Annotated in this window: 8 protein-coding genes; all 8 read left to right on the top strand. The window is 71.1% G+C overall.

From position 1 onward, the window contains the following. Positions 1-39 precede the first annotated feature (39 nt). Positions 40-1,527 (top strand): type VII secretion protein EccB, encoded by a 1,488-nt coding sequence (gene eccB / locus CRV15_RS26240; RefSeq protein WP_003958450.1) that lies wholly within the window; start codon positions 40-42, stop codon positions 1,525-1,527. A gap of 80 nt (positions 1,528-1,607) precedes the next feature. Then, on the top strand, positions 1,608-1,949 hold the full coding sequence (locus tag CRV15_RS26245; protein ID WP_003958449.1) for a hypothetical protein: 342 nt from the start codon (positions 1,608-1,610) through the stop codon (positions 1,947-1,949). A 72-nt stretch (positions 1,950-2,021) separates the two neighbouring features. Beyond that, on the top strand, positions 2,022-2,342 hold the full coding sequence (locus CRV15_RS26250) for a WXG100 family type VII secretion target (protein WP_003958448.1): 321 nt from the start codon (positions 2,022-2,024) through the stop codon (positions 2,340-2,342). Between the two features lie 63 nt (positions 2,343-2,405). Continuing rightward, positions 2,406-2,912, top strand: a complete 507-nt coding sequence (locus tag CRV15_RS26255; RefSeq protein ID WP_003958447.1) for a type VII secretion system-associated protein — start codon at positions 2,406-2,408, stop codon at positions 2,910-2,912. Positions 2,913-2,990: 78 nt separating this feature from the next. Beyond that, the gene (locus CRV15_RS36055) at positions 2,991-6,221 is read left to right on the top strand and encodes an AAWKG family protein (protein WP_003959485.1); all 3,231 of its coding nucleotides are present in this window, start codon (positions 2,991-2,993) and stop codon (positions 6,219-6,221) included. Positions 6,222-6,259: 38 nt separating this feature from the next. Beyond that, on the top strand, positions 6,260-6,757 hold the full coding sequence (locus CRV15_RS26265) for a YbaB/EbfC family nucleoid-associated protein (protein WP_003958445.1): 498 nt from the start codon (positions 6,260-6,262) through the stop codon (positions 6,755-6,757). After that, positions 6,754-7,134, top strand: coding sequence for a hypothetical protein (locus CRV15_RS26270; protein WP_003958444.1), 381 nt, complete (start codon positions 6,754-6,756; stop codon positions 7,132-7,134). Before CRV15_RS26265 ends, CRV15_RS26270 begins: the two co-directional genes overlap by 4 nt. 4 nt (positions 7,135-7,138) lie before the next feature. Continuing rightward, positions 7,139-13,483: a hypothetical protein gene (locus CRV15_RS26275; RefSeq protein WP_003958443.1), complete on the top strand. Its 6,345-nt coding sequence runs from the start codon at positions 7,139-7,141 to the stop codon at positions 13,481-13,483. Positions 13,484-13,520: the final 37 nt, after the last annotated feature.

Raw genomic sequence — 13,520 nt, forward strand, 5'->3', positions numbered from 1 at the left:
GACCGACGGACCGCCGAACCGAAGGACCGAACAGCCCTCATGCAGAACAAGCGTGACCAGGTCCAGGCCCATATGTTCCTGATGGGCCGCCTCACCTCCAGCATGCTCCGCTCCGACCCGGACGCCCCGGAGAGCCCCCAGGGCCGCACCAACCGGGGCATCGCCATCGGCATCATCGTCGCGATCCTGGTGGCGGTCGGCGCCTTCGTCGTCGGACTGGTCAGCCCCGGCAGACAGACCTCCTGGCAGACCTCCGGCGACCTCGTCGTCGACAAGGACACCGGCGCCCGCTACCTCTACCTGGACGGCCGCCTGCGCCCGGTGCGCAACTACACCTCCGCCAAGCTGCTCGGCGGTGCCGGGCTCGCCACCACCACCGTCAGCACCTCCTCGCTCAAGGGCACCCCGCGCGGCACCCCCGTCGGCATCGAGGGCGCCCCCGACGAACTGCCCGCCCCGAAAGACCTCTCCCAGGCCCCCTGGCAGGTGTGCGTCACCGAGACCCCGGGCTCCGGCGGCACCGCGACGGTGACCACGCTCGCCGTCGGCCTGGACGGCGGGGGCGACCGCCTGGGCCGCGACCAGGGGCTGCTGGCCGCCGGACCCGACGGCAGCGACTATCTGATCTGGCAGGGCAGCCGTCTGCGGATCGACCGCGAATCCGCCGCCGGTGAGGCCCTGGGCTACGCCTCCGTACGGCCCGTACCGGTCTCCGCTGCCTTCCTCAACGCCCTGCCCGCCGGACCCGACCTCGTGGCCCCCGCCGTCGAGCGCGCCGGGAGCGCCGGACCGGAGCTGGGCGGCCGTCCCACCCGGGTCGGACAGCTCTTCACCCTGGCCGTACCGGGCGCCGACGAGCGTCACTACGTGCTGCGCCCCGACGGCCTCGCCCCCCTCACCGCCACCGAACTCGCCCTGCTGCTGGCCGATCCGCGCACCCGCGCCACGGCGTACGGCGGCGCCACGCCCACCCCCGCCGTGCTGACCTCCGACGCCCTCCAGGGCCGTCTGGCGCCCTCCGCCGGGCGGGGTGCCCGGCCCGGCCGGACACCGGAGACCCCGCCGAAGGCGGTGGCTGTCCCCCGCGACCGCACCCCGTGCGCACGGGTCACCCCCGACGGCCGGGGCACCCGGTTCGGCGTCGCCCTGGCCCCCACCGCGGCCCTCGGCCCGCTCGCCCAGCACGCGTCCGGCGTCGCGGCACCCGCCTGTCTGCCCGTCGACCGGGTCGCCGTGCCGCCGGGACGCGGCTTTCTGGTACGGCTGGTGGGCGCGGGCGGAGGCGAACTCGGCGGCACGCTCTACCTGGTCACCGAGACCGGGGTGAAGTACCGCCTGGCCGGTGCGGCGGCCGTGCGGGCCCTCGGGTACCAGGGCGTCACCCCCGGCGAGATGCCCGCGCTGATGCTGGCCATGCTGCCCTCCGGACCCGACCTGCACCCCGAGGCCGCCAGGGCGGGCCGGGCCTCGGTCACCGCCCCGCGGTGCGCCTGGCGGACCTCCGGCGACAACGGGAAAACAAGGTGACGACAAGAAAGCAAGGCCGGGCTGCAACGCGGGCTCCCTAGCATCGGCAGCCCCGGACCGAACGATGGAGAGGGTCAGGCATGGCCATCAACGGAATGCAGCAGTCTGAGGAGTCCGCCACCCGGAACGGTGTCCAGGCGCTGGAGATGGCCTTCTCCGGCATCACCAAGTGCCGCCAGGACGTGGAGAACACCAAGAACAACCTCATGTCCCACTACAAGGGCAGCGACGGCAAGGCGTTCATGGACCTCGTCACCGCCTGGGAGGAGAAGGCCGACGTCATCCTCGTCAATGTCCAGGACATGATCGAGACGCTCAATCAGACCCTCTCCGAGCACGGCAAGCAGCAGGGCGCCGCCGTCGACTCGATCAACCGGGAGTACGCCCAGTCCGACGCCGTCTTCGACGCGCTGCGCGGCTGACCCCGGCCCGCGCACCCCGCGACCGCGCCACCGCCGTTCGCCGCCCCGCCACCCACGAGACGAGGACAGGACATGACCGACTTCTCCGACGGCTACATCTACGTCGACTACTCCCACATGAGCAACGCCGCCGACGACATGATCAGCCAGACCAAGGCGATCGACAGCATCCTCACCAACCTGGACGCGGAGCTGAACGAGCTGAGGAACTCCTGGATCGGTGACGACAAGGACGTGTACACCCAGAAGCAGCAGGTCTGGAACAACGCGGTCCAGGCCATGGAGGAGCTGCTCACCAAGCACTCCATGCTGCTGACCAGCGTCTCGGAGAACTACCAGTACAGCGAGCAGTCCCTGACGCAGATGTGGGACTCGGTGAAGATCGGCCGCTGAACCGTCCGGGGGCCGCCGCCGGGCGGTCCACCGCGCACCGCCCCGACCCGCAGGAGATGTGCCATGACGGCGAAGGACCCGAACGAGAAGACCGGCAGGCTCAGCATGGACAAGGCGGGCCTCCAGGCCTTCCTGCGCGACCGTGTGGAGCTGTTCCAGAGGGACGTACGCGCCATCGCCGAGGACGACGCGGTGTTCGGTCCCTCCATGGGCAAGCTCATCAGGCGCAAGGGGTACGACACCGGCAGCAGAAGCGACCAGGACCGTTTCAACGGCGAGTTCCCCCTGATGCTCGGACATATGGTCAAGAGCGGTCACCTGCACGAGCACGGGGTGAATCTCAACGGGGCCATCCGCACATCCGCGGAGCAGCTCACCGGAATCTACGACGAGCAGTCCAAGCTCTTCAAGGACCTTGTCGACAACCTCCAGAGCAGTATCGACGAACTGTTCGACACCCAGTCGGGCAATCTGGTCGGCATCAGCGGCCAGGATTTCCTGGACATGTTCGAGGACGTGAACGAGCGTCTGGCCGGCGGTCAGGGCGGCGGGGGCGGCAAGAAGGACTGACCGCCGTCGGCACCGAAGCCGGTCCCCGCGGTCCCACCCGTTCACGCTGTCCCGACCCGATGCCCGGAGAGTCCCCTCGTGGCCGAAACTGGATCCGTTTCCTCCGTACACCCCGCCAACTCGGACGCAGACGACTGGCACAGAGCCGTGAAGGTGCTGACGGGTTTCGTCATGCCCGAGCGCAAGCTTCTGTTCAACAATTTGCTGGGCAATGACAAGATCCCGCTGATGCGGGTGGAGATCTCCGATCACAACGGTGAGCCGTCCGACGCGGTGGTCGACGCGGTGGACGATCTGAGCTGGCTGGAGAAGAACTCCGGCTGGCGTATTGAGGAAACCGACTTCGTCATCCCGTTCTACTCGGGTCTGGACGGGGCGATCGCGGGGGCGCCGCCGGGCACCACGGTCAGGATGAAGAGGGCCCGCATCACTCTTCTCGGCACCACGAGCAGCGGAGACAAGGTACTTCAGCCCGCCCACGGCGTGGCGCTCGGCTCGGAGTTCAAGAGCGGCCTCGGCAAGGACTTCGAGGGGCAGAGCAAGGACGTGGTCTGGTCCAATCAGGCGCTGGCCCAGTACAGCTACGGCGGCGGCCTGGCCCTGGAGCGGCTCGTCACCTCCGGGAGCACCCAGTTCTTCGCCTGGAACGACCTCAAGGTGGACGACGCGAACGCGGTCGACCTGGAATCCTTCGAGTACAACGCCCAGGCGTTCGACCGGGTGGCGCAGTTCTTCGCGAGGCGCTCCCAGGAGCTGAAGGACTGGGAGTTCGACCTCGGCAAGCAGGAGGCCGTCTGGAAGGGGCAGGCCGCCGGGGTCTTCAAGGACCTCATCCACGGCCTGGCGCGGATCTACAGGTCCTACAGCGAGCAGTTCCCCGTCGAGGGGAACGTCCGCTCCGTCTACGGCAACGACCTGCGGCGCTTCCGCGCCGATGTCCGGACGGCCGCCGATGGTCTCTTCCGGACCTGGAGGGATGACTGGCGCGACGACCACGGCAATCCGCTGGTCTGGCTCATCGAGGTGCTCAAGGAGGTCACCAAGGACGTCTGGAAGTACAACCTCACCAAGGTCCGCTGGGAGCCCATCGTCATGGGTGATGTGGTCAGCGGTAGCCATGAGGTCAAGTTCGAGCGCTTCTCCGGTGCCGTCAGCTACGGGAAGCTGGAGGAGAAGGACACCTGGAAGAAGATCGGCGAGGAGGCCATCGGCCGCTGGCAGCAGAAAGTACAGGAAATCCTCTCCCCCGCAGGCAAGAAGGCCCTCATGGCCGTCGAGAACGCCTTCATGGACCAGCGGTTCCCCAAGAAGATCGACACCGTCTCGGTCAACCTGGACAACCAGCTCGCCAAGGACATAGCCGACAAGGCGCGGGACGACGCGAACAAAGCGAAGGACGACGCGAACAAGGCGAAGATCGAAAACGACAACAAGGTCAAGGCGCTGGAAGAGGAATTCCGGCGCAAGCAGGAAGAAGCCGAGGCGGAAGCCCGGCGCAGGCAGGCCGAGGCCGATGCCAAGCAGGCCGAGGCGGAACGCAAGCAGGAGCAGAAGGAGAAGGAGGCCGAGGCCAAACAGGCCGAGGCCGAGCGCAAGCGGGATGAGAAGGAGCGCGAGGCTGAAGCCAAGCAGGCGGAGGCGGAGCGCAAGCAGGAGGAGAAGCAGGCCGAGGCGGAGCGTAAGCGGGATGAGAAGGAGCGCGAGGCTGGAACCAAACAGGCCGAGGCCGAGCGCAAGCAGGAGGAGAAGCAGGCCGAGCAGGAGGCCCGGCAGGAGCGGCTCCAGGCCGAGCAGGAGGCCAAACAGGACCGCCTCCAGGCGGAGGCCGAGCGCAAGCAGGCCGAGCAGGAAGCCAAGCAGGAACAGAAGGAACGCGAGGCCGAGGAGCGGCAGACGCTGCTGATGAACCAGGCCCGCATCGATCAGGAGCGGCAGCGCAGGGAGCAGGAGCGCAAGCAGGCCGAGCAGGAGGCCAAGCAGGGGGAGAAGGAGCGCGAGGCCGATGCCAAGCAGGCGGAGGCGGAGCGCAAGCAGGAGGAGAAGGAAGCCGAGCAGGAGCGCAAGCAGGCGGAGAAGGAGAAGGAGGCCGAGGCCAAGCAGGCCGAGGCCGAGCGCGAGCGGGACGAGAAACAGGCCGAGCAGGAGGCCAAGCAGGAGCAGAAGGAGAAAGAGGCCGAGCAGAAGCGCATCCGGACCGAGGCCGAGTACGAGGCCAAGCAGGCCGAGGCCGAGCGCAAGCAGGAGGAGAAGCAGGCCGAGCAGGAGGCCCGGCAGGAGCGGCTCCAGGCCGAGCAGGAGGCCCGCCAGGACCGCCTCCAGGCGGAGGCCGACCAGCGCCAGGCGGAGGCCGAGGCGCGGCGGGAGCAGCAGCAGGCGGAGCAGGAGCGCAAGCAGGCGGAGGCCGAGAAGCGGGCCGAGCGGCAGATGCGGGAACTCGGCATGGACTCCGGCTCGGGCTCCCGGGGAACCGATGGTCCGCGGCTTCCGGGGGGCGACTCCGGTACCACCACGCTCAATCCGGACGGCTCGGTCACCATGGACTACCCGGACGGGTCGTCCCGCACCTTCGATCTGCCCGGCGGCGAGGTCGTGACCACCCGGCCCGACGGCTCCACCGTCACCGGCACTCTGCGTCCGGGTGAGTCGATCACCAACCCCGACGGCAGCGTCACCCGGCTCGGCGAGGACGGCCGTCTCACCACCTCCCTGCCCGACGGCTCCCGCAGCGTCCTCGACCCGGATCGGTCCACGCTCACCAACAACCTGCCCGACGGCACCAGGATCACCACTCCCGTCGACCCGGGCGAGACCGTCCCCACCGGGGTCGGCGGCGGGACGCCCGGGGGCGCGAACGGGTCCGGCGGCGGCTCCGTGTACGCGCCCGACCACGCGGGGCCCGGCTATGAGGAAGAGCTGTACGACCAGATCCTCGACCGGCGCGGGGGCGGCGCCGACTACGGCATGGGCACGGGCAACGGCGCCGGAGGGATGCCGATGCTCCCCATGGGCCGGATGAGCGGCGCGGGCGCCGGTGGCGCGGAGGGCGAACGCATGCGTGGCGCGATGGACGACGGTCAGCCCGTCACTCGCCGTTCCCCGGGCGGCCGGGGCCAGGAGGATGTCGTGATGACCCAGCGCGGCGGCTCGCTGGCCACGTCCTCCGGCGGCATGCCGTTCATGCCGCCGATGGGGGGCGCCGGGGACCGGCAGACCGAGAGCGCCGACCGCGACCGCTCCTCCTGGATGGAGGAGGACGAGGACGTGTGGGGCACGGACGAGGGCGGCGCCCCCGCTGTCATCGGCCGCTGAGCACCGGAAACACCAGAGATCACCAGGGGACGGCAGAGATGAGCGAACCGATCCAGGAGCGGCTGGCCAAGGCGGTGGCCCGACTGGAAGAGACCCGGCGGGCCGTCGCCGACGCCGAGCGGCGGCTGCGCGACTCCAGCGTCACCGTACGGTCCCGGGACCGGAGTGTGGAGGTCACCGTCGACGCCCGGGGCCGGCTCGCCGATGTGCGCTTCCTCGACGGCAAGTACCGCACCATGGGCGCCTCGCAGCTCGCGGCGGCGGTGCTGGAGTCGGCGCGGCGGGGGCAGGCGGAGATGGCCCGTACGGTGCTGCACACCTTCCAGCCGCTCTCCGAGACGGTCGGCGACCGGCCGCACATCGAGGGCTCCGGGGTGGACTGGGGCGATGTCTTCGGCCCGTTGCTGGAGACCGTGGAGCGGGGCGAGGGACGGGGCGGGGCGAGCGACTGGCTGCGCGACGAGATCACCGACGAGGACGGCGAGGAGCACCTGCCCGCCGCCCGTCCCGAGCACCGGACGAGGGGACAGCGATGAGCAGTGGACACGGGCCGAGTTTTGAGGCTGACCCCGCCCGGCTCTCGGCGTTCATCACCGACGCCCACACGCTGTGCAAGCAGCTCAGGCATGTCGCGGACAACTTCGCGGCGCTCGTGGCGCCAACCTCGATGTGGTACGGCGTGGACGACGACTACGCCAAGGAGATGGGACCGCAGGCACACCGTGAGCGGGGATATGTCCAGAGCGGCCTCAACCTGGTCGCCGACGGCTTCGGCGCCTCCATCGAAGGCCACTTCGCGGCGCTGCGGAAGGTCTCGGCCACCCAGTCCCAGAACCTCGACGACATCAATCTGCTGAAGGGCCGGATCGACTCGGTGGGCGAGGGCGGCGGCACAGGCGGCGGAAAGCACTGATCCGTTGATCCCCGACAGCATCGAGTTCCCCGAGGAGGCCCGGTACATCCTCTTCGTCCTGCTCGGTGAACTCCCCTTGCAGGCCTCCTCCGACATGGCGTTCTCCAACTCCCTGCCGTACGACGATGCGGCGGGACAGGTCATCGACATGCGCGGCAACATCGCCAACCTGCTCAACCAGGTCGACGGTGCGCTGCCTCCACAGGTCGCGGCCAGCTTCAAGGAGGCGCTGGCCCCCCTCACCGGCGCGGGCGGCGGCGGGGATCTGCTCGGTGATCTGGCGGGGCAGATCACCCAGGTCTCCGACAACCGGGTCAAGCAGTCCCAGAAGATCATGGAGTCGAAGTACGAGATCATCGCCGAGGCCCTGATCCTCCTGGCCGAACTGGCGATCATCGCGGCGCTCTCGGTCTTCACCGGCGGTCTGTCGTTCACCGAGACCGCCCTGGCCAAGGCGCGCACCACGGTGACGGTCCTCACCATCATGCAGCGCCTGCTCAACCAGGCCCATCTGCTGCCCGCGCTGAGCGAGGCCGTGCAGGAGGCGCTGACCACCCTGGCCGTACGGCTGGCGATGCTCACCCTCAACGACGGCAAGCGCCGCCCGGACGGCATCGACGGCAGGGACATCCTCAAGTCCTTCGTGGTGGGCGCCATCGCCGGATTCCTCGGCTCCTTCATCTCCAAGGGCCTCGGCAACATCTTCAAGAACATGTTCCGCAACTACGGCGACAACAAGTGGGTCACCTTCGGAGGAGACGTCTTCCGCAACGCGGCCGGCGAGGGCCCCAGCGAGGGGTTCGCCGAGTTCCTTGTCAACGGACTCTTCGACAACCGCTGGAAGTTCGACGTCATGTCGATGGCGGGCGGCAGCATCAGCGCCGTCACCGAGATGATCCTCAGCGGCTCCCTGGACCACCTCGCGAAGAGCCTCAACCTCAAGTTCTTCGACGGCCGCAACGTGTTCAGCACCTACAACCCGCCGCCGGGCCCGGACACCCTCCTCGGCGGCGGCACTGCCGAACAGCCCCCAACGCCCCTGCCGGACACCACGACCCTCACGTCGTCCGACGGTCCCGGGTCGAGGACCACCACCGACCGCGCTCTGCCGCCGCCCGTGCCGGTGCGCACCCCGGTGCCGCCGGTGGTCGTCCCGCCGCTCGTCTCCAGCACACCGCCGCCGCTGAACACCGTCACGTCCGAGCCGCTGACCGGCGGGCTCGACCCGTTCCGGACGGACAGCCCCCTGCCGGGCGGCAACTCCCCGTACACCCTGGTCGGAGCCGACGGCATCCGCACCACGCCGGTCGGCTCGCCGGCGGTGGTCACCAACCCGCTGAACCTGAACCCGCCCCTGTCCGGCACCCCGGTCCCGCCGCCGCTGTCCACCTCCGCCCCCGTACCGAACCCGCTGACCGTCACCGGCCCGCTGCCCGTCACGGACCCGCTGACCACCCCCGGGGCCGAGCGCACCACCCCGTCCGCCCTCCCGCCCACCGGCACCGGCAGTGGACGCCCGGACGTCCTGGAGTCGCGGACGCCGCTCCCGGACGGCGTGGAGTTCACCGACGCGCCCGACCCGGGGACGGACCCGGAGCACCGCCCCGAAGGGCGCCCCACCGGCACCACCACCCCCACGGCCACCCCCGACCGTTCGACGACGGGGGAGACACCGGACACCACCCGGCGCACCGGCCCCGACGGGCACCGGATGCCGGAGGGCACCCCGGAGGAGACCCCGGAAGCCGACGGCACCGGCGTCACCCCACCGGCCACCGCGCCCCTGCCCCCTCCCGCACCGGTCGCCGACCCGGTCCGGCCCGAACAGTGGCGGCCCCGCCAGGAGACAGCACCCGTCACCACCGTGCGCGCCGAGATCCCGGGGGCGCCGGGGCACGACGGCACCACCGCCCCGGCCCGGAGCGGCGAGCCCACCACCGTCGACACCGAGGTACGGCGCGTCCGGGCCGACGACGGCCGCTGGGTGCGCTCCCTCACCCTGGACATCCCGATCCGCCCGGGGCCCGGTCTCGACGGGGTCGACCTGGACGACCTCCGGGAGCGGGTGCGCGTCCTGCTGGACACCGAGGTCAACCATGGTCTGTCGCTGCCGCGCTCCAGTGACCAGCTCCATGTCGACCTCTCCGTACTGATCGACCCGAACGCCGCCGAGGCGGTCGAGATCTCCGCGACGGACCCGACGGACCACCCGACCGCCTCCGACCAGCTCCACATCCGGCTGTACGGGGACGACCCCGGGCTCACCCCCGCTGAGCGCGAGCGGCGCCGCGCCGACAACGCCGTCACCGTCCTGCGTCAACTGCTGCGCCACGCGGGGCTCACCCCCACCGCCGACCCGGGCACCGGCCCGCTGGTCACGGCGGAGGCGCTGCGGACCGCCGAGTCCGTCACCGACGACCCCACCATCCCCACCATCCCCACAGTGACCACGGCGGACACCGTGCCCCCCATGGTCCGACCGCCCCTGGAGTCCGGCGGCCCCGATCTCGGGCCGATTCGGCCGCGTTCGACCGTCTCCGTCTCCGAGCCGTCAGAGCGGTCCGAGCGGTCGGAGCCGTCCGAGCGGTCCGGGCGGTCCGGGCCGTTCGAACAGGAGGAGACGGCCTCATCGGACGGTCTGACTCCGCCCGTCACCGCCCCGGCGGTGCCTGAGGCCCGCGCACCCGGGGGCCGTACGTCTGTTCCGGACGGTGCTCCCGATCCGCTGTCGCCGTCCGCGCCCGACAAGGGGAAGGGGCGCGCCGTCGACCTCCCGGAGGCCGTGGACGAGGTGGTGGACGGGGCGCGGGGCCTGCCGGAGGGGTGGGTCCCGGTTTCTCAGCAGGTCCTCGATGTGCTGTCGCCGCCGCCGTCGTCGGTGGTGGAGGAGAAGGGGAAGGGTCCGGACGCCCCGTCCGGCAGCCCCTGGGGCGGGCGGGCCGCCGCGTTCCTCATCGACCAGCGCAGCGAGGCCACGCACCGGATCGTGATCGGTGACGCCACCGGTGTCCGGGCCGCCGAACGGCTCGACGCCTGGGTCGCGTACGAGCGTTCCCTCACCGAGCTGGCCAAGGCCGAGGAGCAGATGGACCTGGTCACCCCGGCTCCCGGCACCGGGGCGTCCACCGGCCCCACGCGGGCCTATCGGCAGTCCCTGGAGAGTCTGCTGACCGCCCGGGCCGAGGCGGACCGGACCTTCGCCGACCTCCGGGCCCTGGGCATCGACCCGGTGGCGACCCGTCAGGAGATCCGTACCGTCACCGGCCGGATCTGGACCGAACGGGGCGGCGGGCTCCTCGGCGGCGCCCGCGAACCCCGCTACCAGCCCGGCGCACCCGTCGGCCCGGGGGCGTCGCGGTCCACCACCGGACCCGGTCACCCGGCCGACGACGCGATGGACACGGACGAGTCCTTCTCCTCCAGCTCCTCGGAGTCCGGCGACATCGGCGGAGCCCATCCGTGGACCCCGGCGGGTGCCACCGGGGCGCCCCTGTTCGCCATGGTCAACGACGCCTTCCAGGCCGTTCCCGGGGGCGGGGTCGGCCCGTTCACCGCGTCCGGCTATCTGACCTGGGTCCGGGAGAGCGTGGACGACTCCCGCCCGATCTCCTATGTCGTCAACACGATCGTGAACTACGGGGAGTTGCAGGACGGGCTCCAGGGCTTCCTGGACTCCGTCACCGGCGGGCTGGACGGTTTCGACGGCCGGGTCGCCGTCGTCATCGGCGTCAACGGCTCCCGGCGTGAGCTGGCGGAGATCGGGCAGGCGATGCAGGGCGCCCTCGGCGGCGTGTCCTTCCCGCATCCGCTGGCGCTGGTCGCCACCCTCGTCCCGTCCCGTGCGACCGGGTTCGCCTATGGAACCGCCCGGAACGCCACCCTCACCAGCCCCGTGACCGTCCATCTGTCCCGCGCGATGATGGACGGCGGAACGCATCCGTACATCTCGATCATGGACTTCGACGCCAACCCGCGCATCGTGCCCGGCGGTGACCACGTCTTCCGCCACTTCGAGGAGTCCCTGATGCCCGGGGACGGCCTCCCGCCGATCCGGCCGCTGTCGATGGCGGGCGGCTACCGGACGCCCGATCTGACGGTGCCCGAGGCGGCCGGGAAGTTGGTGAAGGACACCAACGACCGCCTGGAGACGGCCGGGCTCAAGGATTCCAAGGGCGATGTGCCGCCGAGCGAGCTGAACCGGCTCGATCAGATGATCCAGTACGACATGCGGTTCCGTGACCGGATGGCCCGTATGCATCCGCAGGCCCCGTACGCGCCCGAGCCCAACTTCTTCGTCGACGCGGCGGCGACGATGCTGAACACCGACGGGCTGGAGGCCGTGCGTTTCGGCGACAACGCGGCCGAGTTCCAGGTCCTCGGTGAGCGGCTGAACCTCCTCAACGCCTGGGAACTGGACCGGAGGCTGCCGATCGGGAGCATCGCCGGGGTCGGCGGGGACCGGATACCGGGGCTGCTGCGGGGGGCCGACGACCTGTTCGTCCGCCCCGGCGGGGTGGCTCCTCGGACCGTCGACGTGCTGCGGGGGCTCGCCACCGCGATCCGCGACGGCGACCCCCTGCTCGCGGGGATGGACACCGTCAACCTGCCGCGGCTGCTCGACACCCTGGCGGACAGCCTCCCCGGCGGGCCGGACGCCCTCACCCCTGCGGAGGTCCTGGAGCTGCGGCAGGGCCTGTGGCGCCTCAGCGAGGGGTACGAGGCGCGGATCACCCTGCGCCGGATCGACGCCGCGAACGGTGTCCTGCCCGAGCGCGGGGCCGCCTTCCACACCGACTTCCAGGGCGCCGCCGTTCCCACCGATGTCTCACGGCTGTTCAAGGGCCTGTGGGCGGGCGGAAGGCTGCCCCAGGCCCACTTCTATCTGAAACAGGCGATGAGCCGGATCTTCCGCCGTGACGAGTCCATGGACAACGACCAGGATCCGAGGGAGGGGCTGAGGTGGGCCGACTACCGCGACGAGTGGGTCGTCGCCCGTCCGGACCCCTCCGGCGCGGGCTTCGGCCACACGGACCCCTTCCGGCCGGTCCACCACGGCCCGGGGGACCCGGCGTCGGCACGGACGGGTACGGATCTCTCCGCCGGGCTCGATCCCCGGCTGGGCACCGCCGCCAACCCGGTGGGCATGGCGGTGTCCGCGCGGGTCGGCGGGGCGGGCTCGTCCCTCTTCGCCGGGGTCGACCCCTCGGTGAGACGGCTGCTCTCGCACCAGATCGTGCTCAGCGTCGACACCACCTGCTTCCTGTGGAATCTGCGGTACCTGAGCCATGAGCATCTGGCGCGGGAGTCGCTGGACCGCTCCCCGGGCTCCTTCTTCGCGGCACTCGACAACGCGCTGCCGCCGGTCAACGGGGTGGATGCCTCGACCCGGATGATGAACGACCTCGTCCGGTCGCTCGACCCCGGCCAGGGCAGCAGGGCCCCGCGCAGGGCGGCCACCGAGCTGAGGCATCTCCAGGGGCGTATCGACCTGATGCACGCCGCGGGGATGACGGTCGACGACTTCTTCCTCCGGCTGGCCTACGGCAGGATTCACCCCCCGGGGCAGACGCTCTCGGGGTTGCGGACCGCCGAGTCGCCGGTGACGTTCGGGATAGGCCCCGGGGTGCTGCTGCTGCTCGGCTCCTACGCCACCGCCCTGGACAGGAGTATCCGGGTGACTGCCACCGACGGGGTGACCCATGAGGTGAGGCCCGACAGGGGGCGCGGCTCCCAGCTCCCCCTGGAGGTCACCTGGAACCCCCACGGCGAGCAGCCCGGCTGGGAGGTGCGGTTGGCCTCCGCCGACCAGGGCGGTGGCACCGAGGACGGCGGCCCGGGCCGCCGGGGCACCGGCAAGCGGAAGGACACCGGCAAGCAGCGGGAAACCGGCAAGCGGAGGGACACGGGCAAGGGGAAGGAAACGGAGAAGCGGAGAGACGCCGGCAAGGGGAAGGACACCGGCAAGGGGAGGGACACGGGCAAGCGGAGGGACACCGGCAAGGCCCGCGACATGAGCGACACCGGCGCCGGACCATCCCGGCCCGCCGTCCCGTCCGGGGAGTACGACCCGGTGCCCCTCGGAGTCACGGCGCTGGACCGCTACTACGAAGCCTGCTCCGAGCTGACCTCGGCGCTCGCCGCGCTGGGCCGTCTGGAACGGCCGCCCGTCGGCGGCTCCTCGCGGGCGAGCGGCTCCACGGAGTCGGTGCTGTACCAGCAGGCCCTGGAGCGGGCGCGGCGGGCGACCCTCGCGGTGGAGGAGGCCGAGGATGTGCTCGACGATCACGACATCGATCTGCCGGACGAGATGTCCCGGCTGACGCTCGACCCCGGTGCCGGGGGGGAGTGACCGCCGGGGCGCCGGCCCCCGCTGACCGGGTCGCGGG

The sequence above is a fragment of the Streptomyces clavuligerus genome (assembly GCF_005519465.1).
In the GTDB taxonomy this organism is placed as follows: Bacteria; Actinomycetota; Actinomycetes; order Streptomycetales; family Streptomycetaceae; genus Streptomyces; species Streptomyces clavuligerus.